This window comes from Haloarcula onubensis (assembly GCF_031624605.1).
GTDB classification, from domain to species: domain Archaea; phylum Halobacteriota; class Halobacteria; order Halobacteriales; family Haloarculaceae; genus Haloarcula; species Haloarcula onubensis.
In genome coordinates, this window is record NZ_JAMQOS010000005.1 from 228,109 (window position 1) to 252,041 (window position 23,933).

Here is a 23,933-nt window from a genome sequence, read left to right on the forward strand (position 1 = left end):
AAAATAAAGCTGTGCGGTCGGTCGGCGGCGGGACCGTCGCCCTACCGCACGACGACGACCGCGTTCTCGGTCTCGGTCATCTCGCCCTCGCCGGAGTAGGTTCGGGTCTCCTCGACCTCGAAGAGGTCGGAGCCGAGTTCGAACTCGCCGGCGACGACGAGCCGGCCGTCCTCGATTTCGTAGTCGCCCGACTCGATGCCGCCGTCGATGGCGCCCACGTCGCTACCGAACTCCGGGCCGACGACGGAGTAGTCGAGGTCGATACCGCTTACCTCGGTGGTGATGTCGGGGGCGTCCTCGTAGGTGTCCAGCCGCTCGACGTGCATCGCCTCGCCGATTGCCGCCTCGAAGCCCTCGACGTGGCCGTACACCTCGACGTGGTCGAGGTCGGCGTTCAGCGGGAGGCCGTTCTCGGTCTTGTACCGGCGCAGGGCGGAGACGACCTCCATCGCCGTCTCGCCGGCTTCGAGGTCGGCCTCGTAGCCGCCAGCGACGGGCCAGTCGGTGGTGTGGACGGAGCCGCCGGTGTCAGCGTCGCCATACGCGAGTCTATCCCACAGTTCCTCCGTGATGTGCGGGAGGAACGGGGCAAAGAGCTTCAGGAAGGTCCGGTGCGCAGTGAGGAGCGTGTACTCGGTCGACGCGTCGCTCCCCTCGGAGACCCGCTGTTTCGCGATTTCGAGGTAGTCGTCACAGAACGTGTTCCAGAAGAACGAGCGTAGCTCGTTGCGGGCCTTCGAGAAGGCGTAGTCCTCGAACTTCGCGGTGACGGAGTCGATAGTCGCGTCGAGTTCCGCGAGCAGCCAGCGGTCGACCGACGACAGTTCGTCGGGCTCCTCGGGCACCGCGGCGGGCGTGAGCTGGTCGACCAGCCGGGAGGCGTTCCAGAGCTTCTGGAGCAGGCGCTCGCCGGCTTCGAGGTCGCCCTCCTTGTACGGGAAGTCGTCGCCGATGGAGGTGCCCGCGGCCCAGTAGCGGGCGGCGTCGACCGGGAAGTTCTCCAGCACTTCGCTGGGCGGGATGACGTTGCCCTTCGACTTGGACATCGCCTCGCGGTTCTCGTCCAGCACCATCCCGTTTATCATGACGCTGTCGAAGGGGACCTCGCCGGTGTGTTCGTAGCACTTGACGACGGTGTGGAACAGCCAAAAGGAGATGATGTCGTGGCCCTGCGGGCGGAGGTCGAACGGGTAGAGTTCGGGGTTGTCCCAGACGAAGTCCTCGGCGCCCGAATCCCAGTCCCAGCCCGCGTTCACGAGCGGCGTCAGCGACGAGGTGGCCCAGGTGTCGAAGACGTCCTCCTCCGGCGTGAGGTCGCCGTGTCCGCACTCGGGACAGGCGTCGACCGGCGGGTCGTCCGAGAGGGGGTCGACGGGGAGGTCCTCGCGCCTCGCCATGACCGGTTCGCCACAATCCTCGCAGTACCAGACCGGAATCGGGATGCCCGAGTCGCGCTGGCGGGAGATACACCAGTCCCACTCCAGGCCCTCAATCCAGTGCTGGTAGCGGCTGAACATCTTCTCGGGGTACCAGTCCATCTCCCGACCGGCTTCGAGGTACTCGTCTTTCTTGTCGAGCATCTCGATGTACCACTGCTCGGTGACGAGATACTCGACCTCGACGCCGCAGCGCTCGTGGACCTGGACGGTGTGGTCGTGGTCGCGCGATTCGAGCAGGTAGCCCTCGCTGTCTAAGTCCTCGATGATGGCCTCGCGGGCCTCGTGGGTGCTCATGCCCTCGTAGTCGCCCGCGACCTCGGTCATCGTCGCGGACTCGTCGATGGCGAGTCGGAGGTCCAGGTCGTGGGCCTGGTACCACTCGATGTCGTTCTGGTCGCCGAAAGTACAGCACATCACGAGGCCGGAACCGGTCTCCATGTCGACGCGCTCGTCGGCGATGATGGGGACCTCCTGCTCGAACAGCGGCACCCGCGCGGTGCCGCCGACCAGATGCTGGTTCTCGTCGTCGTCGGGGTGGACGAAGACGGAGACGCAGGCGGGCAGGAGTTCGGGTCGGGTCGTCGAGATGGTGAACGTCTCGTCCCACGTGATGGGACCTTCGCTGTCGGCGACGAGGTCGAAGGCGATGTCGTTGAACTTCGTGGCCTTGTCCTCGTCCTCCTGTTCGACCTGCGAGATGGCGGTCTCGCAGTCGGGACACCAGATGGTCGGCGCGCGCTGGCGGTACTCCCGGCCCTGCTCGTAGAGGTCGAGGAAAGAGAGTTGCGAGACCCGCTGGACCTCCGGCGCGATGGTCTTGTAGGTGTTGTCCCAGTCGACGGAGATGGCGAGCGACTGGACGTCCTCGGTGAACTCCTCCTCGTAGTCGGCACAGACCTCGCGGCACTTCTCCTGGAACACCCGCCGTTCGTAGTCCTGGTGGCGGATGTCGAGTTCGCGCTCTGTGAGCCGCTCGCTGGCGATGCCGTTGTCGTCGTAGCCGAAGGGGAAGTAGACGGTGTCGTCGGCCATCCGGTGGTAGCGCGCGACGAAGTCCTGCAGCGTGAACTGGTAGAGGTGCCCCATGTGGAGGTTCCCCGACACCGTGGGCGGGGGCGTGTCGATGGCAAAGCGGGTGTCGGCGTCCCCGTCGTAGGCGTAGGTGTCGGCGTTCACCCAGTGGTCCTGCCACTTGGGTTCGATGTCGCTGGGGTCGTACTCGCCCGTGAGCTGCTGGTCGGCTGGCGATTCCTCGGTCGGTGGGTCCTGTGTGTCACTCATGTCGGCTGGCTGGTCGCAGTCGGTCGAAAACGGTGCGGGCGTCGAGAGGTGAGATTAGTGGGGCGTGGAGACCCCTACTACCGGTACGAGAACGGGCGGGCTGTGTGCTCGACGCGCCATTACCTCTATGTGAGCCAACCGGGGGCTAAACGACTTCGGTTTCGTGTGACTCCGTTCTATTTTCGCTTCTCACAGACCGTCCACCGACGGTTTCACAACTGGTAACGGTATAAGCGGTTAAGTAGCATGATTTGACAAGTAAACGCTGTGTGCCGGTACCAGATTTACGAGGACGAGTCTGCGGTTAGCTCGGTCATTTCGGTCGTTCTGCTGGTGGCTATCGCGGTGATTCTCGCCGCGGTAGTCGCGACGTTCGCGCTCGATATCGGCGAGTCGACGGCCACGCCGGCCCCCCAGGCCTCGTTCGACATCCAACAGGAGACCATGTACGTCAACGCGACAGGGAGCAACTACGCGAAGTTCTACGTGGTCACTATCACCCAGACCGGCGGCGATGCGATAGAGGAGGGCCGACTCAGCGTCCGCGTCGACGGGGAGCGGGCGTGGGGGATAACCGTCGACGGCTGTGGGCCCGACTGTGACGTGAAGTCGGGGCTGTGGGACGGCTCCGGAACGGTCTCGGCGGGGAGTAGCGTCACTGTCGTCCACGGTGACGACCCGGCTCTCGACGACGGTACCCCGGGGTACACTGTCGTCACCGGCGACAGCTCCGACCCACAGGGCGGCTCGGACAACATCAGCGAGAATATCCTCGTCCCCACGGGGGAACGAACGGCCCCCACGGACAACCACATCGACCTCGACGTCGGCGACACCGTCCGGGTCGTCTGGACGTCCGAACGTAGCGACGAGACGACTGTCTTAGCGGAACACGAAGTGACCGGGTGACCGCTACGCCTCGACCGGTTCCAGCAGCAGTCGCTTGTTCTCGTCGGCGATGTCGTTCCAGGAGACGCTACCCTGCTCGACGATGTTGTCCGGGTCCATCGCCGGGTCGCTCAGCACGGTTCCGGCGGTGAACTCCGGCGGCCGCGACTGCGGGGTCGGCTTGGGCGCCTCGCCGACCGGGTTCGCGCCCGGCCCACTGGCAGACCCGACGACGACGGTGCCCACCATTCCGAACACCTCGTGGGGCGCACACATGATGTTGTGGACGCCCTCGGTCTCGAAGGTGTAGAGCCAGTAGTCGCCGCCGGTGAGAATCGGCGACGAGTACGCCGGCGCGTCCGCCGGCACGCGCTGGGCGTATCCGAACTCCGGGTGGTAGGCGTTGACGTTGTGATGTGGCGTAGCCATGTTGAACCGAACGGTGTCGCCGGGGTCGACGGAGAGACCGGTCGGCTCGAAGTAGAACTCCGGGACGGGGACCGGGTCGCGCGGTCGGATGTTCAGGTCGACCGTGTGGTCGGCTTCCACCGGTGGTTCGGTGCCAGCGGTCCCCACGTACCCGAAGCGAGGGTCGACGGCGTCGCTGCCGTCCCCGCCCGTCGGTGTGCCGGTGGTCGTCCCCGCCGTCGGGGTTCCGGTCGCGTCCGAACCCGAACAGCCGGCCAGCCCCATCGCCGCGGCCGCACCCAGTCCCATGAGCACCCGCCGTCGGTTGCTCGTCACGTCATCTGCAGATAAATTACCAGCTTTACTTCCGGATATATCGGATTTCACGCTGACCGGATATGCGATAGCAGGTAATGAATGTGTATTAACAGAGAGTCTCTCGCACGGGCCGGGTGACGAACGGGCGCCGTTGGCTCCGCTGTCAGTCGCTCTCGACGCCGGAGACGGCGTAGGCGGTCCGGTCCTCGGTCGCGGCGGGCGCCGTCACCAGCGAGACCGAGACGGTAAGCAGGCCGCCGACGAGGATGCCCACGATACCCGGCGACCAGCCCAGATACGCCGCGGGCAGCGCGATGTCGGCCCCGACCAGCCCCGCGAGCGTCGCGACGACCGGGAAGACGTGCAGGCCGTAGAACAACTGGCTCCCGACGACGCCGGCGAACATCCCGGTGCGGGTCGTCCCGCGCCAGTACAGCGCCAGCGCGACCGGCACCGTGAGCTGTGCGAAGCCGCTGAAGGCGGTGTCGCCTATCTGGACCAGCGTCCCCGGCGTGTAGAGGCTGGCGACGAAGGAGAGCGTCGCGAAGGCGACCACGCCCGCGCGGGCCAGCAGCGCCTCGCGGCGGTCGGTCCGCTCGTCGCTGGCGTCGTCGCGCCCGGTCAGGGGCCGGTAGAGGTCACGGGTCAGGTACGACGACCCCGACAGGAGCATCGAGTCGCTGGAGGACATCATCGCCGCCATCGCGCCGGCGACGACCAGCGCGGCGAACCACGTCGGCGTGTACTCGCTCAGGATTGCGGGAACGACGTTGCCGCCCTCCGGCACCGTGACGCCCAGCCCGGCCGCCCACGCGCCCAGCATGAAGGCGGGGACGAAGAGGAGCACGACCAGCACCGGCCACAGCGCGAACGTGCGCTTGAGCACTTTCTTCGACCCGGCGGCGAAGAAGCGCTGGTTTATCTGGGGGAACATCGTCACGCCGAAGGCGATGCTCACCGCCGTCGAGACGATGTACTGGGGCGTGTAGAGCCCGCCGCCGAGGCCGAGGAAAGCGGGCTCGCTCGCCCCCAGCGCGGCGGTCGCTGCGCCGGCGCCGCCGACGGCCGAGAGGACCCACGCCACCGCGACCCAGACGATAGAGAGCATAAACAGGCCCTGGAGGGTGTCAGTCCAGGCGACGCCGCGCATCCCCGACAGGGCGACGTAGCCCACCATGAACAGGGTGATGCCGCCCGCGCCGACCCAGAACGGGACGGCGCCGCCGGTCAGCCCGACGATGGCCTGGCCCGCGCCCTTCTGCTGGAGCATCACGTACGGGAACAGCCAGAAGAGGCTGACGGCGGCGACGACGACCCGGAGCGGGGTCGAGCCAAAGCGGTCGCCCAGCATCTCGCCCAGGGTCACGTAGCCGTGGCGCTTGCCGACCAGCCACTGCTTGTACCCCAGGACGTACCAGAGGACGGCGAAGATGACGCCGTCCATCAGCCCCATGACGAGAATCCACTCGGGACCGGCGCTGTAGGCGAGGTTCGGGCCGCCGAAGAAGGTAAAGGCCGACAGCAGCGTCGCGAACGTCGTAAAGAGCAACACGACGGTCCCGAGCGTCCGACTCGCGAGGTAGTAGTCCTCGGCGGTGCGGTCGGTCAGGCGGTAGGCGACGACGCCCACTGCGAGCGCGACGAGCATGTACCCGCCGACGATACCGAGTTCCAGCGTCGTCTCAGCCACGCTGGCTCACCTCCTCGACGCCGAGACCCCAGTCGGTGCGCGCGAAGACGGCGAAGACGAGGCTGGCGAGTGCCATCCAGCCGACGTGCCACCACAGCCACAGCGGGAGCCCGACGGCCGTCCGGGCTTCGCCCCAGAGGAACCACGGCACGGCGAGCGCCATCAGCACCAGCGCGACGACTGTCCACGCGAGGATTCGAACGGTGCTCATTCTATCGTTGGCTAGCCGCTGGCGATACTAATGCGTGATGTTTCATCACGCGCTATATTTGAAGAACTATTCTCTTCAACAACCGGCTCCGTCGACTCCTCGTGACTCTCTCACGGCAGGTCGCTGGCGCCCCGCTCGCGGTCCTCGGCGGAGTGGGCGCGGACCCACAGCTCGCCGATTCGGGACAGCTTCGTCCGGTAGGACTTCCCGTGTTCCTCCTGTTCGATGTACCCCTTGCCGCCGGGGCCCAGCCGGTCGACGTTGTAGATGACCTTCGAGCGGAACGAGTCGGTGTACTCCTCGCCCATGTCGCGGGCCAGCGCCTGCGCGAGTTCGGAGACCGACTCGAACTCGCCGTGTTCGCCCAGCGTGAACAGAATCACTTCCTCGAACGGCTTGACGTTCGAGAAGGAGGCGACGGGTAGCTCGACGATGTGAGAGCCGTCTATCTCCTTGGCGCCGATGGTCGTCCCGCGCTCGTCGAACTCGTCCAGCAGGTCGAGCGCCGACGACAGCCGCTCGTCGACGCGGTCGTCGACGCCCTCGCCGGTCTGTAAATCTTCGAGCAGTTCGACCTGTCTGCGCAGCTCCTCGGCCAGTTCGGTCTCTAAGTACTTCTCCGGGACCGTGTAGTAGGTGTGGATGCGCTCCCGGTCGCCCTCGCGCTCGACCATGATGGAGTGGGAGGCGGTCGCGAAGGCAAAGGAGACGGTCCGGGGCATCGCGGAAACGTTGACCCACACCTCGTTCCCGGAGTCGAGTTCGGCGTTGATGAGCGCGAAGGCCTGCTCGAAGGCCGCGTCGTAGTCGTAGACGTCGGCGACGACGACCCGTTCGGTCTCGGCGCCCAGCAGGTTCCGGTAGTCCTTCTCGAGCTTCTTCGCGAGGTTGCGCGAGTACTCGACGTTGGCTTCCGACCCGACCGCCCCCTCCAGCAGGATGACGCGGTCCACGTCGAGCTGCTCGCGCACCAGCGGCGCGATGAGCCGGTCGTAGTCGAAGCCGACCGGGACGATGTGGGTCTGCATACCGGTGCGTAGCGGGGCCGTTTATAAAATCCCCCGCGTTCTCCGTGGCCTGGCCCTCTCCCGGGCGCGACGGCTGACCGGGGACGCTCCGAAAACGGGCCGCTGTGGTGCGTACTCAGGCCGAAGCCGTCCAGCCCGGGTCCCGGCCGGTCCGTTTGAGCACCTCGGCCCGGCAGGCCGGGCAGTAGTCGGGCGCCTCGCTCTCCGTCCGTGGCACGTACACCCCGCCGTCGCACTCCACGCACGCCTCCGGAACGACCGTCGTACAGTCGACACAGAGGTTGAAGTCGTCGACTGTGAGTTCCCGCAGGGGTTCGAGTTGTTTATCCAGGAGATACTCGTCGATGGCCGCCTGACAGTTCTGGCACGGTTGCATGGCTGTGCAACTCGTCCCATGTGAGCACACCACAAGAATCTGCCGACCAGGGCAGCGACTGCGGCAGGCGTTCCCTCAGGGACAGTCGTCGTGGACGATGTCGCCCTGGCTGTTCGGGCCGCGGGACTGGCCCGCGACGATGGGCTCGCCACAGGCGGCACAGGTGAGGTAGTGCTCGCGGACCTGCGTCGCGCCGGCGTCGGCGGTCGTCTCGCCGTCCGTCTCGTCGAACTCGATGCTGACCTCCTCGCCGTCGCCGGTCGTGTCCACGTCAAGCGCGTCGTTGACGCCGCAGTAGCCGGTCGTCGCGTTGAATCCGAACACGAGCGCCCCGGCGCCCGCGAGCCCCCCGCGCAGGCGCTTCCCGCTGTGCAGCCACCGGACCGCGGCGATACTCAGCCCGGCAGCCAGGAGCAAGCGAACGAGGCGGTCGCGGCCGCCGACGTTTGTGGATTCGTCCATACGGGAACGTCGGGCCGGACGCCCTTGAGGCTTGCCGGCCCCGCCCGTCTGTTCGGTCGTGGGCAAGCGGTGTCGGTCGCGGCCGAGCGGACGGGTGGGCAGGTTATTTGGGCCGTCGCCACGTACGTAAGGTAACGGTAGCGTCCCGTGGTCTGCGTTCTGCGACGGGTCGAACCGGCCAGCAATGGACGAGACAGCAAAGTACCTGATACACGCGGAGATAACCGCCGCCGGCGTCGTCGAGCGCAGCGACGTGGTCGGCGCGGTGTTCGGCCAGACGGAGGGGTTGCTCGGCGACGAGCTCGACCTCCGTGACCTGCAGGACTCGAAGAAGGTCGGACGCATCGACGTCGAGATTCGCTCCGATGAGGGGACCTCCAGCGGCGAGATTACGGTCGGGAGCGGGCTGGACAAGGTCGAGACGGCCATCCTTGCGGCGGCGCTCGAAACCATCGACCAGGTCGGTCCCTGTAGCGCCGAAATCGTCGTCACCGACATCGAGGACATCCGCAGCGCCAAGCGCCGCGCGGTCGTCGAGCGGGCGACGGAGCTACTCGCCTCCTTCGACGCCGACGCCGTCCAGAGCGAGGACATCGTCGAGACGGTTCGCCAGCGCGCCCGCGTCGAGGACATCACCACCTACGAGGGGCTCCCGGCCGGGCCCCGCGTCGCGGACTCGGACGCCATCGTCGTCGTCGAGGGGCGGGCCGACGTGTTACAGCTCCTGAAGTACGGCGTCAAGAACGCCATCGCCGTCGAGGGGACCGACGTACCCGAGGCCGTCGCGGCCCTGACCCGGGACCGGACCGTCACGGCCTTCCTCGACGGCGACCGCGGGGGGGACCTCATCTTAGAAGAGCTCTCGCAGGTCGGCGAAGTCGACTTCGTCGCCGTCGCGCCACGTGGCCGCTCCGTCGAGGACCTCCCCCGCGGGGCCGTCATGGCCGCGCTGCGGGAGAAGATACCGTACGAGACGGTCGCCGAGGCCGAGAGCCCAGAGGCCGTCCTCGACGCCGACGGCGCTGGCCCGGAGTCGGTGGCGCTCCAGCCCGGTTCCGGTGAGGGCGACGCCGCGGCCGCCGTCGCCGGCGTCGACGCGGACGCGACGGCCGGAGCCACCTCCGGGGGCCACCCGGAGACCGCGTCCGACGATACCACGACACAGGAGGCGGTCGCGGGACGTGACGCCGACGCCGAGACGGCCACCGACGGGCCGACCACGCTCTCGGACCACATCGACGCCACCATCGGGGCCGACACGGCTACCGTCCGTCTGCTCGACCCGGAGCTGTCGGTCCTCGCGGAGGGCGACGCCGCGGACGCGGTGTCGCTCATCGAGGGCTGTGACCCCGCGCCCCGGACGGTCGTCCTCGACGACACTTGCTCCCAGAAGGTGCTGGACGTCGCCGCCCAGCGTGGCGTCGAAGTGGTCGTCGCGACGGGCGACGGCGAGTACGTCAAACAGCCCACCAGCGTGCAGGTCCGGACGGTCTAGAGGTCACGGACCAGCAACACGCCCGCCCCGCCGTCGTCGTAGTGGTCGGGCAGGTCGGCTTCGACGGCGAACCCGAAGCCGTCGTAGAACGACCGAACCCGGTCGTCGTCGGCGCGGGCGGTGAGCCGGACTTCTTCGAAGCCAACCTCCCGGAGTTCGTCGAGCAGCGCGCCCAGCAGTTCGGAGCCGTACCCCTGGCCCTGTAGGCCGGGGGCGACGGCGAGTTCGGCGACGTAGGCGACCGGCTCGTCGGGCACCGTCAGCGCGTACGCGATGGGCCCCGCGCCCTCGTCTGCGACCAGCACGTGTGGCGGGCCGTCGATGGCGACCGCGAGCAACTCGGGCCAGGGGTCGTCGAGGGCCGCCGACTGGATGGCTTCCAGGCGCGACTCGTCGGCCGGGACGGCCGGGCGAATCATACCAGACTGACCGCGAGCGCCGCGCCGACGCCGGTCAGCGCCGCCGCAAGCGTCGCCAGCGTGTTGACGCCCTGGTTGCCGACGACGGTGCCCTCGACGGTGGCGCCGAGGACGCTGTCGACGGTCATCCCGACGAAGCCACAGCCGACGATGAGCGCCGCGCCCACCGGCCCGACGACGTCCAGGGTGGCCGCGGCGATACCGGCGATGATGCCGGCGCCGACCAGCCCGGCGACGATACCCTGCCAGGTGACGCCGCCGTCGGTGCCGGGTTCGACGCGTTCGAAAGTCGTGATGAGCCGCGGGTTGTCGTACAGGCCGCCGAACTCACTGGAGAAGGTGTCGGTCATGGCGGCGGCGACGGCGCCCGCGAAGGCGTACAGAAAGACCGCCGGGTCGACCGAGATGTGCGTCGGGCTGGCGGCCCACAGCACCACCGCGACCAGGGCGACGATGGAGTTCGCGAGCACGTTTCCGCTCCCGCGGGCGCCCTCGTTTGCCTCTGCGATGCCGCGGTCCTGTTTGGCCTCGTACCGGTACTTCGTCGAGAGCCCGCCCAGTCCGAAGAAGGTGATGAGCATGGCGAACCAGCCGTACCCGCCCAGGACGATTGTCAGCAGCGAGAGCAGGACGCCGGTCAGCATCCCCGGCAGCGAGGCAGTGTCGAGCGCGTAGGCGACGTAGCCAAGCACCGCCGAAACCCCCAGCGCGATGAACACGCGGGTCGTCCCCGCGCCGGGGTCGAGTTCGAACAGCAGCCAGAGCAGCAGTCCAACGGAGAGCACCACGAGGGGGTCGTCCCGTTCGAACAGGACGGAGCGAAACAGCGCGGCGACGAGCGCGCCGGTGCCGGCCAGGAACAGCGCGGTCGCTGGCGCGACGCTGCCGGTTCCGAGCCGTGCGGCGACGACGGCGGCGGCGGTCCCGCAGGCGAAGCCGGTGACGACGAAGCCGGCGGTCGCCACCACCTCGTCGCTGCGCCACCGGTGGGCGACGCGCTGGCCGAAGTTGCCGTAGGAGACGATGACGACCGTCGCGACGAACGCCCACACAGGCAGGTCGAACTGAATCGAGAGGAAGGCCAGACTCGCCGCGGCCAGCGCGAACGCGGCCAGCCCGTAGAGGCGGCCGTCCTCGTAGTCGCCCGGCCGGGCGAATATCTCGAACACGGGAGTGTCCGGGCCGATTGCGAACATGGCGAAGAAGGCGACCACGAGGAACGGCGCGGTCGCGGCGACAGTCGCCGCGGCGGGCGAGGCGAGGCCGGCGGCGAACGGCACGGCGAAGGCCAGCGTGCCGACCGCGGCGAACGCGCCCGCCCGTCGGACTGTCGATGTCACGTGCCGCCGGTATCCCCGAGAGGCACTTACCCTTTCCGAACTTGCCGCCTAGCAGCCGCTGGTGTCGGCTCTGTAACTGGTTGTGTGGATTGCCAGACGACCCCGTCCTGTTCGACGACGCCACCGCCTGCGGTTGCTCCCGGGACCGTGAGTTTTAGGCGAGCGGTCGGCGTAGCCGTCGGCGTGGGTCTGTACGACCAGTATCTCGCGCTCCGTCTCCGTCGGAGCGACGCCGACCTCCCGGAGACCGTCGCGCTCGTCATCACCGAGCGCGACCTGTTGAGCGACGGCGCCTACACCACGCTGGAGCGGTTCTTCGAGTGGGCGGTGCGGTACGGCACGGACACCATCGTCGTCTACGTCAGCGTCCTCGACGAGGAGGTGGTGCCGACGCTGCGCCGGGAGCTATCGAACCTGCGGGCGCCGGCCGACGTGGCAGTCCGTGGCCCCGAGGACCAGCGGGCCGCCGACGCCCCCATTCAGATTTCCATCGGGCTGGGCGGGCAGTCCGAGTTCGCCACGGCGGTCCGTAAACTCGCGGAACGGGTCGACAGCGGCGACCTCTCGCCCGACGACATCGACGAGGCTGCCGTCGAGGAGCATCTGGTCTTCCCGACCGCACCGGACCTGGTCATCAAGACCGGCGCCGAGCGGCTCTCGGATTTCATGATATGGCAGTCGGTGTACTCCGAACTGTACTTCACCGACGTGAACTGGCAGAACTTCCGCCAGCGCGACTACCTGCGGGCGCTGCGGGACTACCAGGAACGACAGCGGCGGTTTGGACGCTAGTCCCAACGCCGATGGGCGACCGAAGGGAGTCCATCGGAACTTTGGCCGGTAGGGCGAATCCTGCCGACCCTCGCTCGGCGACGAGTCGGCAAGTGAGCGACGCGAGTCTCTGGGACGTTCGGGCGATACCGTAGTTGCTGCCAAGCGGTGTGCCCGCCTCAATCGGCCACGGACTCGACCGCCTCGTCCTCGACGGCCGCCCGTTCCTTGCTCGGCAGCGCGTCGCGGAACCGACCCAGGACCTGGCGGGCCTGCGAGAGGTCGGCGTCCTCGACGGCCTGGACGAGCGACATCGCGCGGCGGGCCCGCGTCGCGCGCCAGGACTGCTCGCGGTTCTGGTAGGTCCGAATCGCGCGCAGGAAGTCGATTTTGCGGAACTCGGGCCAGTAGGGCGTACAGAAGAAGGTCGCGGCCTCGTTCCCGTTGGCGTGCCAGGGGAGGAAGTTCGAGGTGCGCTCGGCGCCGCCGGTGCGGACGATGAGGTCGACGTCCCGCGTCGGCCCCTCGTAGAGGTACTCCTCGATGGTATCCGCGTCGACGGCCACGGGGTCGAGCGTGCCGGCCTCGACGCGGTCGGCGATGTCGCGGGCCGCGCCAAGCAACTCCGCGCGGCCGCCGTAGGCCAGGGCGATGTTGAGGTTGAGGCGGTCGTACTCCCCGGTCCGGGACTCAGCGTAGTCGATGGCTTCACGGACGCGTTCGGGCAGCATGTCCGTCTCGCCGATGGCGCGGATACAGACCTCGGCATCGTGGACCCGGTCGGCGTCGGCGAAGCCCCGGAGCTTTTCCTCGACGAGGTCGAAAAGATACTCGCGTTGCTCTTTCGGGCGGTCGAAGTTCTCCGTCGAGAAGGTGTACAGCGTCACTTCGTCGATGCCGAGGTCGTCACACCAGTGTAATAGCTCCTCCGCCGTCTCGACGCCCTCGCTGTGCCCCTGGCTCGTCTCGACGCCCTGTTTGCGGGCGTAGCGCCGGTTCCCGTCCATGATGACCGCGACGTGGTTCGGCGTCCCAGACAGCTCTCGCCGCAGCACCCGCTCGTACGCGCCGTAGCCCAACCGTTCTAGCCGCTCTCGCATCACCAGTAGCATATCAACGAACCGATAAGGGGTTTGTGGCTCGGCGGCCGGCGTGCGAAGGCCCCACATAGATTTATTAGGCGGGGGCGAGAACCGGAAAGCGCAATGGCGACCGGTACGGTAGACTTCTTCAACGACACAGGCGGTTACGGATTCATCGACACGGAGGACGCCGACGAGGACGTCTTCTTCCACATGGAGGACGTGGGCGGCCCTGACCTAGAGGAGGGCCAGGAGGTCGAGTTCGACATCGAACAGGCGGAGAAGGGTCCGCGCGCGAAGAACCTCACGAGGCTGTAACAATGGCGACAGGCACGGTCGACTTCTTCAACGACACCGGCGGGTACGGCTTCATCGACACCGAGGACTCCGAGGAGGACGTCTTCTTCCACATGGAGGACGTCGGCGGGCCCGACCTGGAGGAGGGTCAGGAGGTCGAGTTCGACATCGTCCAGGCCGACAAGGGGCCACGCGCCGAGAACGTGACGCGGTTATAGGCGACCGACCACGGGCTCGCCGGAGCCCGCCCCGCAATCCGAAGCCGGTAAGAGCGTCGCCGGCCCAGCCACGGGTATGAGCGACGGCGACGCACTCGACGAGGACCTCTATCGGCGGACCAAGCAACTCCTGGAACCCGGCGAGATACAGCTCAACGGGGCGGTCGTCCACACGGAGTACGACAACAGCGAGGAGATAGAGATGATGCAGGCGACCATCGACGTCGGGGAGCGCATCGCCGAGGGGTACGGTATCGACCCGACGGAGACGTTCGTCTACTCGGGCAGCGACGACCCGCAGTTCTCCTCGAACCAGCACCAGGGGCTCACCCTCGAGGGCGAGGAGTTCGTCTGGGAGTGCCAGCAGCTTCTCCGTAACGGCTCGTTCGACCTCGTCTTCTACTACGAGGCCAGCGCCGACCACGAGGCGGTTCTGGACGCCATCGAGGACGAGGGCTTTGCGGTCACGGGCGTCCGCGGGGAGTAGTCCCGGCGCTCTCGCCCGTCTCGCTGATTTCGACCTACCGCTTGGACGGCGACTCCGTCGTCTCGAAGGCCTGGATGAGCCGTTCCGGGAACGTCCCGGGCGAGAAGATGGAGACGACGTCGCCGGCCTCGATTCGGGTACTGCCGTTTGGCGTGATGTTGTGGTCGCCCCGTTCGATGCTGACGACCAGCACGTCGTCGGGGAGGACGCCGGCGGCGTTGGCGCCTTCGAGGGTCCGACCGGCGATGTCGGCGTCGGCCGAGACGGTGAACTCGACGACTTCGGCCCCGCCGACGACGTCCTGGAAGTCCGTGACGGCCGAGTGGAACTCGTCGCCCTCCGGCGCGAACGGCTCGTAGGGGCCGCGAGAGGCGTCCCGGACGATGTCGTCGCGCTCGATAGTCAGCCCCAGCGCCGACAGCTGCTGGGCGATACGGTTGATGTCTTCGGTGTCTTCGCCGACGGCCGTCACGACGAGGTTCCGCTGCCCGGCCAGTAGCTCGCGGACGTCGACGACGCCGCCGGTCGCGAGCGCCTCGTTCGCGAGCGCCGAGCGGTCGCCGACCGGGGCGGTGCAGGTGAACTGTGTCGTGAGTCTGCCCTCGGCCGCCTCGAAGTCGATGTCGGCGTGGTAGCCACGGACGATGCCGTGGCGTTCGAGCTGACGGATGCGGTTCCGAATCGTCGCCGGCGTCACGTCCACCTCCTCCGCTATCGTCGGCGCCGACGTGTTACGGGCGTCGTCCCCGAGATAGTACAGGATACGCTCGTCTATCTCGTCGATTCGGTAACCCATACGGACGCGTATTTTCGCCTCGATAAAAGCCGTTGTGTACGACGGGCGGCCACCGCGTCCTCGGGCTGGCTATCGAACGCCGCTCTTTCGATTAGAAAATACAGGCGGGGTTCGATTTCACATCCGATAATTTTGGACAGGAATATTTATGAATGGGGGTGTCCACACTCCGGTGTATGACCGGGGACGCGACCAAGTCGCCGTTCGAGCGGCTCAAACAGTACTACGATACCGAAGCGCTGTCCTGTCCCGACTGCGGGTACGCGGACACCGACGGTGAGTGGGAGACCGAGACGAACGGCCGCGTCGTCGAGTACCACCACGAGTGCCCCACGTGTGGGACGCTCCAGCAACACACTGTCCATCTCGACGAGGCGTAGCCGTCGGGATGCGTTCGAAGGTTCGTGTCGCCTGGCGCGCACCCGTCGCGCTGACGGGCAGTGTCGTCAAGTGGCTCACGGTCGCGTTGCTGTTTCCCCTGGCGCTGTCGCTGTACTACGGACGCGGGCTGACGGTGTTCCTGGTCAGTATGGCGGTCACGTTCGGTGTCGGCTGGTCGCTCGAACAGTTACACGACGACCCCGGCCGTGACCTCGGCCCGCGAGAGGGGTTCCTGATGGTCGCGCTGACGTGGCTGCTCGTCAGCGTCGTCGGTGCGGTCCCCTACGTCCTCGAAGGGGCGATGACGGGCTACGGGGCGGCGTCGACGCTCCGGTTCCCCGTCAACGCCCTGTTCGAGACGATGAGCGGCTTCACGACGACGGGGTCGACGGTGATGGGCAGTATCTCCTTCGAACGCCACTCCCGGGCGCTCATGATGTGGCGCCAGGAGACCCAGTGGCTGGGCGGGATGGGTATCGTCGTGCTCGCCATCGCCATCCTGCCCGAACTCTCCGTCGGCGGCGCCCAACTGATGGACGCCGAGGCACCGGGACCAGGTATCGAGAAGCTTACGCCGCGTATCGCCGAAACGGCCCGCGCGCTGTGGGGGCTCTACGTCGGGCTCACGGTCGTCGAAATCGTCGGGCTCTACGGCTTCCACCTCGCCGGGCTGGCCCCGGAGATGACGCTCTACAACGCGGTCGCCCACGGCTTCACGACGATGCCGACGGGCGGGTTCTCCCCGGAGGCCCGCTCTATCGAGGCGTTTACCGCCGTCGTCCAGTGGTTCATCATCCCCTTCATGGTCGCCGCCGGGACGAACTTCGCACTGTTCTGGCACCTCTGGAACCGGGACCTCTCGACGGTGTGGGAGGACGTCGAACTGAAGGCGTATCTCGGCGCGATGGGCGTCCTGACCGCCATCACCGCCGGGATGCTGTTCACCGCGCCCGGCCTCGACGCCCTTGTGGGCGCGCTCGAACCGTCGCTGCGCCACGCGGCGTTTCAGGTCGCCTCCATCGTGACGACGACCGGCTACGCCAGCACGGACTTCAACTTCTGGGGCCAGCACGCCCAGTTCGTCCTGGTGTTCGCGATGTTCGTCGGCGGTTCTGCGGGGAGTACGGGCGGCAGCATCAAGATAATCAGGTGGGTCGTCATCCTGAAGTCGTTCCGCCGGGAGCTGTTCACGACCGTCCACCCCGAGGCCATCCAGCCGGTCCGGCTCGGCGAGACGGTCATCGACGAGACGGCCATCCGCGGCATCTACGCCTTCTCGGCGCTGTATCTCGTCATCTTCGGGGTCGCGACGCTGCTCGTCGTCGGTGTCGGCGTCTCCGGCGAGTCCCTGTCCGCGTTCGAGGCGGCCAGCGCCGTCGCCGCGACGCTTGGCAACGTCGGGCCGGGCGTCGGTCTCGTCGGACCGATGAACAACTTCCTCGCATTCCCGCGGGTGTCGAAGCTGCTGATGGTCTTTCTGATGTGGATAGGCCGGCTCGAGATACTCCCGGTCCTCGTGCTCCTGACGGGGTCGTACTGGCGGAGCTGAGCCGCCACCGGCTACCGCTGGAGCCGTTCCTGACAGTTGTGACAGTACGTGTAGTCGGGCCCGTTGGCCGCCCCGCAGATGTCACAGCTGGTCGCCTCGACCGCTGCCTGCCGGAAGTAGGCGTTGAGTTGCCCGGTGTCGCGGCCGGCCCGCTGGCCGCTGAACTGCTCGACCAGCGTCTCGTGGGCGGCGTAGTCCATGAGCCGGAACATCGCGACGAAAAAGAGCGGCGCACCTACCAGTACGCAGAGGTAGACCAGCAACCGGAACGCCAGCTCCGCGGTAGAGATTACCACACGTGGCGTAGGCGCCCTACCGTGGTAAAATTTACACACCTGCTCCCGCGCCGTTTTTATTTACCGAGTCCTCACTGACGGCTATGACCGAAGCGCTCGGACGGGTAGACAGCGCGATTTGTAACGCGTTCCAGGGGGGGTTCCCGGTCGTTTCCCGGCCCTTCGACGCGGCGGCGGCCGCGCTGGCCGACCACGGCATCGACATCACCGGGGCCGAACTGCTCGAACGGGTCCAGGAGTTAGACGAGCGGGGCGTGTTGAGCCGCTTTGGCGCGCTCATCAACGCCGAGGCAATCGGCGGGACGGCGACGCTCGTCGCCACCCACGCCCCCGAAGACAGCTACGACGACCACGTGGACATGGTCAACGCACACCCCGAGGTCGCCCACAACTACGAGCGCGAACACCCGTATCTCAACATGTGGTTCGTGCTGAGCGTGGTCGAGGAGGACCGAGTCGAGGAGGTACTGGCCGAGATAGAGGACGAGACCGGCGAACCGACCTACAACTTACCGAAACAGCAGGAGTTCCACGTCGGCGCGAAGTTCCCCGTCGAGGGGCCCCAGACCCAGGCCGTCGACTGCAGCGACGCCGGGCCCGCGGTCGAGCCGACCGACCGAAAGTCCCTGACGCCCGAGGAACTCGACCTGGTCCTGGAGATACAGGGCGGGCTCCCCATCACCGAGACGCCCTACGCCGACGTGGCCGACGCTATCGGCGCCGACACCGACTGGGTCGTCAGGACTATCAAGCGGTTCAACGAGGAGGGGAAGGTCCGCCGCGTCGGCGCTATCCCGAACCACTACGCGCTGGGCTACTCCGAGAACGGGATGACCGTCTGGGACGTGCCCGACGACGTCATCGACGAGGTGGGCCCGGCAATCGCCGAGTTCGACTTCGTGACCCACTGCTACGAGCGCCCGCGCCACGAGGGCGTCTGGCCGTACAACTTCTTCGCGATGACCCACGGCCGCAGCGAGGCCGAGAGCGAGGCCCGCATCCAGCAGGTCCACGACCGGATGACGGAGTACTGGGCGGTTGGCGAGGACGACTGGGACACGCTGTTCTCGACGCGCATCCTCAAGAAGACGGGTATCAGGCTGAACGAGCGCGCACGGGCCAACGCCGAGTCGGCCGACGACTGATGATTCCGCTCCTCCACGACTTCACGGGCGAGACGGTGCTGGTCGTCGGCGGCGGCCCGGTCGGCGCGCGCAAGGCCCGCCGCTTCGCCGCCGAGGCCGACGTCGTCGTCGTCAGCCCCGAGTTCGCCGACCGGGACTTTGGCGCCGCCGAACTGGTCCGCGAGGCGCCCGACGCCGACGGGATTCGGGAGTGGGTCGAGCGGACCGACCCGGCGCTGGTCGTCGCCGCCACCGACGACGCCGGCCTGAACGCGGCCGCCGAGGCCGCCGCCCGCGAGCGGGGCGCGCTGGTCAACCGCGCCGACGACCACGGCGAGCAGGCCGTCGGCAACGTCGTCGTCCCCGCCACGGTCCGGGACGACCCGGTACTGATGGCCGTCGCCACCGGCGGCCACTCGCCGGCGCTCTCGAAGTACCTCCGGGAGTCCTTGGAGGCGCAGTTCGACGGTGCGGGCGCGATGGCGGAACTGACCGGGGCCCTGCGCGAGGAGTTCAAGCGAACCGACATGTCGGCCGCGGAACGGCGTGACGCGGTCAGAACGGTCGTCAGGTCCGACCGGGTTTGGAAGGCTTTAGATAGTGGCAGGCCCAAAGCTCGACAAGTAGCAGCAGACGTGATTGGATACCAAATGGGTGATACGTCGTGAGAGATGAGACAGGCGTCATCGTCGGCGTGTGTGTGAGCCACGAACGGGCCAGCGTGGACCAGCTAGAGGCGGCCGCCGCCGACAGCCAGCGCCACGCCGTCGAGTCGCTGCTCGCCGAGCCGGGCGTCTCCGAGGCGTTCGCGCTCCAGACCTGCAACCGGACCGAGGGGTACGTCGTCGCGCCGGACCACGAGACCGGCATCGACGCGCTCGAACTGTTCACGCGGTCGGTCACCGACGACGTCGCCGTCGAGATGGGTCACGAGGCGAGCCTGCGCCACCTCATGCGCGTGGCGGCGGGCCTCGAATCCATCGTGCTGGGCGAGGACCAGATTCTCGGCCAGTTGCGGGACGCCTACGAGGACGCCCGCGGCGTCGGCGGTATCGGCCAGCTCCTCGAAGACGGCGTCACGAAGGCCATCCACGTCGGCGAGCGCGCTCGCAACGAGACGGGCATCAACGAGGGGGTCGTCTCGCTGGCCTCCGCCGCGGTGCGGCTGGTCGACCGCGAGTGCGCACTCGACGGGGGGACGGCGCTGGTCGTGGGCGCCGGCGAGATGGGACAGCTGGCCGCGAAGGCCCTCTCCGAGCGGGTCGACCGGCTCATCGTCGCCAACCGGACGGTGCCCCACGCCGAACACGTCGCCGAGACGGTCGACGTCGACGCCAGCGCGGTCGCCCTCGACGCGGTCGAGGCCGCCCTCGCCGAGTCCCGCGTGGTCGTCTCGGCGACCGGCTCCAGCGGGCAGGTGTTCGACGTCGACGCCTTCGCCGAGGCGGGGGAGACGGCCGTCGTCGACATCGCCCAGCCCCGCGACGTGCCGTCGGGCGCCGAGCGGCTCCCGTCCGTGACGGTGTACGACCTCGACGCCCTGGAGTCGGTGACCGAGGAGACCAGAGCGCAGCGCCAGCGGGCCGCCGAGGCCGTCGAGGCGCTGGTCGACGAGGAGTTCGACCACCTGCTGACCCAGTACAAGCGCAAGCGGGCCGACCGCGTCATCTCGGCGATGTACGAGAGCGCCGAGCGGGTGAAAGCCGCCGAACTCAACACCGCGGTGGCGCAGGCCGACTTCGACGAGGACCAGCGCGAGGTGCTGGAGGCGATGGCCGACTCCATCGTCTCACAGCTGCTTGCCGCTCCGACCAGGAGCCTGCGCGACGCCGCCGAGGAGGACGACTGGGACACCATCCACACCGCCCTCGAACTCTTCGACCCCGACTTCGGGCCCGACCCGCCCGAGTTCGTCGAGGGGATGGCCATCGAGGACATCCCGGAAGGGATGCGCGAGGATATTCCCCCGGCCGTACTCGAACAACTGGCCGACGACTAGTCGCGGTTCGGGTCCGTTTTGACGGGAGCGACGCGCTTCGAACGGCCAGAACACTCCCGTAGTAACCGCTGGCGGCGACATCGCTAACAGCCGGAAATCCCCCATAACAACACCGTCAGCGACATCGCTAACAGCCAGAACGCCCCCGTGCTATCGGCTCCCGCGGCTCGCTGGGCGCCGTCGGTGCTTGCTTCGCCGAGGTTAGCGTGTCGGGGCTTTCTGGCTGTTTGCAGTGTCGTTCTCTCTATCAGACACGCCCGTTCCTAGCGGCCAAACCACTTTGAGGCTGGCAGGCCACCTGCCGGTATGGCAGACCTGCTATCCGACGACGAAATCGCCGACCGGCTCCCGGCCGACTGGGACCGCGAGGGCGACGAAATCGTGCGCGTCTACGAGTTCGACGACTATCTGGGCGCCTCGGGCTTTCTCGCGGCCGCCGCGGGCGTCGCCGAGGACGCCTGGCACCACCCCGAGATGACCGTCCGCTGGGGCGAGTGCGAGGTGCGGCTGACGACCCACGACGCCGGCGGTATCACGGGCAACGACATCGACATGGCCGAGCGGCTGGACGGTATCTACGACTGACGTGGCGGGGCCAGACCGCGACGACCCGCCGGCCCGCTACCTGTTCCGCGTGACCGTCCGGCTCGACCCGGTACCGGGGTACAGTGCCGAACCGGATACCTTCGAGACGGTGCTGTCGAAGGCGGCCGCGCCGCCCGGCGAGGACGGCTGGCTGTTCTTCCGGGACACGCTCTGGCGCGGGAACGTCGGCGACGACGCCCACGGGCGTCGGCTGGCCGCGGACGCGCTGGGCGTCCCCGTCCAGTCGGTGTCGTTCAGCGAACTCCGGACGACGGAGGCGTATCTCGACGACCTGAAAGCCGCCATCGCCGCGGACTTAGACGCCTTCAACGCCGACAGCGTCACCGAGGTGCTGACGAAGTATCTGGGGAGTTCGATTCACGTCGAGTAAGGAGAAAGGCTTTACCCGTAACTGCCCTACACTGCTCCCCAATGGCAGACTACGACTTCTGGCTGTTCGACCTCGACGGGACGCTGGTGGACGTCGAGCCGGCGTACCCGGTCGAGGTCATGGAGCGGGTCGGCGACCGGCTCGGCCAGGGGTTCAGCGAGCGGGAGGCCGCGCTGCTGTGGTACGGCCAGGGCGACGCCAGACGCGGCCTGCTGGCCGAGCGGGAGGTCGACCCGTCGCTGTTCTGGGACGTCTTCCACGAGGAGGAAGACCCCCTCGAGCGGGCCGAGGCGACCTACCTGTACGACGACGTCGAGGGCTTTCTCGCCGACCGGACCGACCCAGTCGGCCTCGTCACGCACTGTCAGGCGTACCTGACCGAGCCGATACTCGACGGGCTGGACATCAGCGACTGGTTCGACACCGTCGTCTGCTGTGACGACGACATCGGCTGGAAGCCGGACCCCGAACCGGTTCACCGAGCGATGAGCGATATGGGCGCTCATACCGGCCACGCGGGGGTCCTGGCCGGCGACAACCCCGGTGACATCGGCGCGGCCTGGAACGCCGGCCTCGACGGTATCCACGTCGCGCGCGACTCGCCCATCAGCGATGACCGCTGTGTCCGGGGCGACCACCGGGTCACGTCGCTCCTGGAGCTGTGATTGCCGGTCGTCCGCTCAACTGGCCTGTGACTCGTCGTACCAGTCCGGCTGGGTCACCTCGATACTGTCGTCCGTCCGCAGCGAGTAGGTGATGCTGACCTCGGTGTCGCCCGTCAGACGCAGACTGCCGTCGTGGACGACACCGTCGCTTCCGACGACGAGGCGGCCCTCCCCCGACGTGACGTCGTCGGCCGACGGGGTGTACCCCGCCTCCGACAGGGCCGTCTCGTTGACGCCGGTCGCTTCGAGGACGTAGTGTTCCTCGCCGTCGACGGTCGCGGTGCCCGCGGTTTCCCAGCGCAGGAGCGAGATGTAGTTGAGCGTCAGGGCCGGGAAGACACGGGCGAAGTTCGCGTCGGACCTGACGGAGTTCGTCCCGTCGCTGTAGCGAATCTCCCCGGCGGCCTCGTCCAGGATAGCGGCTCGCTCGCCGTCGATGTAGTAGGTCCGAAGCGACTCCGTCGTGTCTTCGACGTACAGTTGCTGTTGGGTGTCGTTTCGCAACCGGAAGCTGAACTGCTCGACGTCGGCGGGCTCCACGGGGAACGCCTGCCGGTTCCCGTCGTAGGTCGTCTCGAAGTCCGTGTGGCCGGTGAAGACCGCCTCGGAGTAGGCCAACAACAGGGCCGTGGTGTTCGTCACTTCGCCGTCCGACACGCCGGGAACGCTGTTCACCCCGTCGACGCTGGCGGCCGTGTCGCCGTCGCCGTCGCCGGCGGTGGTCCCGTCACCGCCACCATCGGTGGTCCCGTCACCGCCGTTCCGGGCTGGCGTCGGCTCGGCCGTCGCGTCGGGGCGCTCCTGGGCGTCGGGTTCTCCGACCAGATCGGTCGACGGTCCGCCGGAATCGAGCGGGACTATCCCACTTCCGAGCGCGCCCATCACTACGACGCCGCCGACGGCGACGAGAGCGAGCAGCCCGATGACTCGCCTGGACGTGCCGCTGCGGTCCGTCTCCGTGGCGTCGGGTCCGTCGGCGGGCTCGCCGGGGGCCGGGGACCCCGCCTCGGGGTCGGTGTCTGTGTCACCCGCCGCGTCGGACGTCTCGGCGTCGACGGGTGTCTCGGAAGCCGGCTCGGGCGCGCCGAGCTGGTCGGGCGAGAAGGCGGCCACGAACGCGCGGTGGAACGCGTACGGCGAGTCCTGGCGGTCGGCGGGGTCCGTCGAGAGCGCCCGCAGCACCACGTCGTCGAGGGCCGACGAAATCCCGTCTTCGTGCTCGCTGGGCGGCATCTGGACCCCGTCGCGAATCGCCGCCGCCAGGTCGGCGCCGTCGACCGGCGGCCGCCCGGTCAGGGCGAAGTAGGCGACGGCGCCGAGGCCGTAGACGTCCGTCCGCTGGTTCGGTTGCCCGTCGCGGTCCAGCAGCTCCGGGGCGGTGTAGGGCGTCGGTTCGACCTCGTCGACCGCGGTCCGGACGGCCTGTTCGAGCCCGAACCCGCCGACCTGCACCGACGGCTCCGCTGTCGCGTCGTCGAGCCCCGTCAGCGTGATATCCGCGGGGGAGAGGTAGCCGTGGACGGTGTTGTACAGCCCGAGCGTCCGGAGCGCGTCGGCGGTGTCGGTGAGGACCGTCTCGACGGCGTCGGGCGAGAGCGTCGACTGTGCGGCCGCGAGCGTGGTCCCGTCCGTCTCGGGAACCGCAATCCAGGGCCGGGGGTCGGTCCCCCGGTCGGCCACCGCACGGATGTTCGCGTTCGCGCTGGCGTTGTACCACTGGTCGCTCACGGCGGTAAAGGCCTCGGCCGCCGTGTCGACATCGGCCAGTTCGGGAGCCAGCGTCCGGACGCGGACTCGCTGCATCGTCTCGACGAGGAACCCGGCGTACTCGTGGACGCACTCGCCCGCGGTGACGAGTTCGACCTCCTCGAACTCGGTCGTCTCCGCCTCGAATCGCTCTGCTGGCCCACTCATTCCCTCGAAGGGTGTGTAACCAC

General features: G+C 67.9%; 27 protein-coding genes. 14 read left to right on the forward strand and 13 right to left on the reverse strand.

What is annotated here, in order from left to right; translation table 11 throughout:
• Window positions 1-41: 41 nt before the first annotated feature.
• Entirely contained in the window at window positions 42-2,720 is a 2,679-nt protein-coding gene (locus NDI86_RS15740; protein ID WP_310901393.1) for a valine--tRNA ligase, read from the reverse strand.
• Between the two features lie 267 nt (window positions 2,721-2,987).
• Between NDI86_RS15740 and NDI86_RS15745 the strand changes: the two genes are divergently transcribed.
• The gene (locus NDI86_RS15745) at window positions 2,988-3,629 is read left to right on the forward strand and encodes a type IV pilin domain-containing protein (RefSeq protein WP_310901394.1); all 642 of its coding nucleotides are present in this window, start codon (window positions 2,988-2,990) and stop codon (window positions 3,627-3,629) included.
• A 3-nt stretch (window positions 3,630-3,632) separates the two neighbouring features.
• Here the strand turns inward: NDI86_RS15745 and NDI86_RS15750 are convergent, their stop codons facing one another.
• The 6 genes from NDI86_RS15750 to NDI86_RS15775 all read right to left on the reverse strand — a co-directional run bounded on the left by NDI86_RS15750 (window position 3,633) and on the right by NDI86_RS15775 (window position 8,101).
• A complete protein-coding gene (locus NDI86_RS15750; protein WP_310901395.1) occupies window positions 3,633-4,325 on the reverse strand; it encodes a cupredoxin domain-containing protein in 693 nt (230 codons plus the stop codon).
• A 172-nt stretch (window positions 4,326-4,497) separates the two neighbouring features.
• Window positions 4,498-6,024, reverse strand: a complete 1,527-nt coding sequence (locus tag NDI86_RS15755; RefSeq protein ID WP_310901396.1) for a sodium:solute symporter family protein — start codon at window positions 6,022-6,024, stop codon at window positions 4,498-4,500.
• Window positions 6,017-6,235 carry a DUF3311 domain-containing protein gene (locus NDI86_RS15760; RefSeq protein WP_310901397.1) on the reverse strand — a complete coding sequence of 73 codons (219 nt, stop codon included), beginning with the start codon at window positions 6,233-6,235 and terminating at the stop codon, window positions 6,017-6,019. The genes NDI86_RS15755 and NDI86_RS15760 overlap by 8 nt, the downstream gene beginning before the upstream one ends.
• Before the next feature lie 110 nt (window positions 6,236-6,345).
• Window positions 6,346-7,263 carry an HFX_2341 family transcriptional regulator gene (locus tag NDI86_RS15765; protein WP_310901398.1) on the reverse strand — a complete coding sequence of 306 codons (918 nt, stop codon included), beginning with the start codon at window positions 7,261-7,263 and terminating at the stop codon, window positions 6,346-6,348.
• 115 nt (window positions 7,264-7,378) lie between these two features.
• Complete coding sequence (locus tag NDI86_RS15770) at window positions 7,379-7,639, reverse strand: DUF7571 family protein (RefSeq protein ID WP_310901399.1); 261 nt, start codon at window positions 7,637-7,639, stop codon at window positions 7,379-7,381.
• 75 nt (window positions 7,640-7,714) lie between these two features.
• Window positions 7,715-8,101, reverse strand: a complete 387-nt coding sequence (locus NDI86_RS15775) for a YgaP family membrane protein (protein ID WP_310901400.1) — start codon at window positions 8,099-8,101, stop codon at window positions 7,715-7,717.
• Between the two features lie 184 nt (window positions 8,102-8,285).
• Here NDI86_RS15775 and dnaG point away from each other — a divergent pair, with 184 nt between their 5' ends.
• Window positions 8,286-9,596 (forward strand): DNA primase DnaG, encoded by a 1,311-nt coding sequence (dnaG, locus tag NDI86_RS15780; RefSeq protein WP_310901401.1) that lies wholly within the window; start codon window positions 8,286-8,288, stop codon window positions 9,594-9,596.
• On the opposite strand, the gene NDI86_RS15785 is transcribed toward dnaG, so the two are convergent.
• Window positions 9,593-10,015 carry a GNAT family N-acetyltransferase gene (locus NDI86_RS15785; RefSeq protein ID WP_310901402.1) on the reverse strand — a complete coding sequence of 141 codons (423 nt, stop codon included), beginning with the start codon at window positions 10,013-10,015 and terminating at the stop codon, window positions 9,593-9,595. The genes dnaG and NDI86_RS15785 overlap by 4 nt on opposite strands.
• Window positions 10,012-11,355 (reverse strand): DUF92 domain-containing protein, encoded by a 1,344-nt coding sequence (locus NDI86_RS15790; RefSeq protein ID WP_310901403.1) that lies wholly within the window; start codon window positions 11,353-11,355, stop codon window positions 10,012-10,014. Before NDI86_RS15790 ends, NDI86_RS15785 begins: the two co-directional genes overlap by 4 nt.
• A gap of 183 nt (window positions 11,356-11,538) precedes the next feature.
• Here NDI86_RS15790 and NDI86_RS15795 point away from each other — a divergent pair, with 183 nt between their 5' ends.
• Entirely contained in the window at window positions 11,539-12,147 is a 609-nt protein-coding gene (locus NDI86_RS15795) for an undecaprenyl diphosphate synthase family protein (RefSeq protein ID WP_310901404.1), read from the forward strand.
• A 158-nt stretch (window positions 12,148-12,305) separates the two neighbouring features.
• Here NDI86_RS15795 and uppS read toward each other — a convergent pair whose 3' ends face one another.
• On the reverse strand, window positions 12,306-13,226 hold the full coding sequence (gene uppS, locus NDI86_RS15800) for a polyprenyl diphosphate synthase (protein WP_310901405.1): 921 nt from the start codon (window positions 13,224-13,226) through the stop codon (window positions 12,306-12,308).
• A gap of 105 nt (window positions 13,227-13,331) precedes the next feature.
• On the opposite strand from uppS, the gene NDI86_RS15805 reads away from it, so the two are divergent.
• From NDI86_RS15805 to NDI86_RS15815, 3 genes are all read left to right on the forward strand, one after another.
• Complete coding sequence (locus NDI86_RS15805) at window positions 13,332-13,526, forward strand: cold-shock protein (RefSeq protein ID WP_310901406.1); 195 nt, start codon at window positions 13,332-13,334, stop codon at window positions 13,524-13,526.
• Window positions 13,527-13,528: 2 nt separating this feature from the next.
• Window positions 13,529-13,723 (forward strand): cold-shock protein, encoded by a 195-nt coding sequence (locus NDI86_RS15810; RefSeq protein WP_310901407.1) that lies wholly within the window; start codon window positions 13,529-13,531, stop codon window positions 13,721-13,723.
• A gap of 76 nt (window positions 13,724-13,799) precedes the next feature.
• Window positions 13,800-14,210: a DUF5778 family protein gene (locus NDI86_RS15815; RefSeq protein WP_310901408.1), complete on the forward strand. Its 411-nt coding sequence runs from the start codon at window positions 13,800-13,802 to the stop codon at window positions 14,208-14,210.
• A 34-nt stretch (window positions 14,211-14,244) separates the two neighbouring features.
• Here NDI86_RS15815 and NDI86_RS15820 read toward each other — a convergent pair whose 3' ends face one another.
• Window positions 14,245-15,006 carry an Lrp/AsnC family transcriptional regulator gene (locus NDI86_RS15820; RefSeq protein ID WP_310901410.1) on the reverse strand — a complete coding sequence of 254 codons (762 nt, stop codon included), beginning with the start codon at window positions 15,004-15,006 and terminating at the stop codon, window positions 14,245-14,247.
• A 176-nt stretch (window positions 15,007-15,182) separates the two neighbouring features.
• On the opposite strand from NDI86_RS15820, the gene NDI86_RS15825 reads away from it, so the two are divergent.
• Together NDI86_RS15825 and NDI86_RS15830 are read left to right on the forward strand one after the other, a co-directional pair.
• Window positions 15,183-15,386 carry an HVO_0649 family zinc finger protein gene (locus NDI86_RS15825; RefSeq protein WP_310901411.1) on the forward strand — a complete coding sequence of 68 codons (204 nt, stop codon included), beginning with the start codon at window positions 15,183-15,185 and terminating at the stop codon, window positions 15,384-15,386.
• 8 nt (window positions 15,387-15,394) lie between these two features.
• Window positions 15,395-16,936, forward strand: coding sequence for a TrkH family potassium uptake protein (locus NDI86_RS15830; RefSeq protein ID WP_310901412.1), 1,542 nt, complete (start codon window positions 15,395-15,397; stop codon window positions 16,934-16,936).
• 11 nt (window positions 16,937-16,947) lie between these two features.
• On the opposite strand, the gene NDI86_RS15835 is transcribed toward NDI86_RS15830, so the two are convergent.
• Window positions 16,948-17,232, reverse strand: coding sequence for a DUF7577 domain-containing protein (locus NDI86_RS15835; RefSeq protein WP_310901413.1), 285 nt, complete (start codon window positions 17,230-17,232; stop codon window positions 16,948-16,950).
• 83 nt (window positions 17,233-17,315) lie between these two features.
• On the opposite strand from NDI86_RS15835, the gene ahbB reads away from it, so the two are divergent.
• From ahbB to NDI86_RS15865, 6 genes are all read left to right on the forward strand, one after another.
• Window positions 17,316-18,377 (forward strand): siroheme decarboxylase subunit beta, encoded by a 1,062-nt coding sequence (ahbB, locus tag NDI86_RS15840; protein ID WP_310901414.1) that lies wholly within the window; start codon window positions 17,316-17,318, stop codon window positions 18,375-18,377.
• Complete coding sequence (locus NDI86_RS15845) at window positions 18,377-19,024, forward strand: precorrin-2 dehydrogenase/sirohydrochlorin ferrochelatase family protein (RefSeq protein ID WP_310901415.1); 648 nt, start codon at window positions 18,377-18,379, stop codon at window positions 19,022-19,024. The genes ahbB and NDI86_RS15845 overlap by 1 nt, the downstream gene beginning before the upstream one ends.
• Complete coding sequence (gene hemA / locus NDI86_RS15850) at window positions 19,021-20,355, forward strand: glutamyl-tRNA reductase (protein WP_310901416.1); 1,335 nt, start codon at window positions 19,021-19,023, stop codon at window positions 20,353-20,355. The genes NDI86_RS15845 and hemA overlap by 4 nt, the downstream gene beginning before the upstream one ends.
• A 306-nt stretch (window positions 20,356-20,661) precedes the next feature.
• Window positions 20,662-20,940, forward strand: coding sequence for a 4a-hydroxytetrahydrobiopterin dehydratase (locus NDI86_RS15855; RefSeq protein WP_310901417.1), 279 nt, complete (start codon window positions 20,662-20,664; stop codon window positions 20,938-20,940).
• 1 nt (window position 20,941) lies between these two features.
• A complete protein-coding gene (gene lwrS / locus NDI86_RS15860; RefSeq protein ID WP_310901418.1) occupies window positions 20,942-21,331 on the forward strand; it encodes an LWR-salt protein in 390 nt (129 codons plus the stop codon).
• Window positions 21,332-21,372: 41 nt separating this feature from the next.
• Window positions 21,373-21,996: an HAD family hydrolase gene (locus NDI86_RS15865; protein ID WP_310901419.1), complete on the forward strand. Its 624-nt coding sequence runs from the start codon at window positions 21,373-21,375 to the stop codon at window positions 21,994-21,996.
• A gap of 15 nt (window positions 21,997-22,011) precedes the next feature.
• Here NDI86_RS15865 and NDI86_RS15870 read toward each other — a convergent pair whose 3' ends face one another.
• Complete coding sequence (locus tag NDI86_RS15870; protein WP_310901420.1) at window positions 22,012-23,910, reverse strand: serine/threonine protein kinase; 1,899 nt, start codon at window positions 23,908-23,910, stop codon at window positions 22,012-22,014.
• Between the last annotated feature and the right edge of the window lie 23 nt (window positions 23,911-23,933).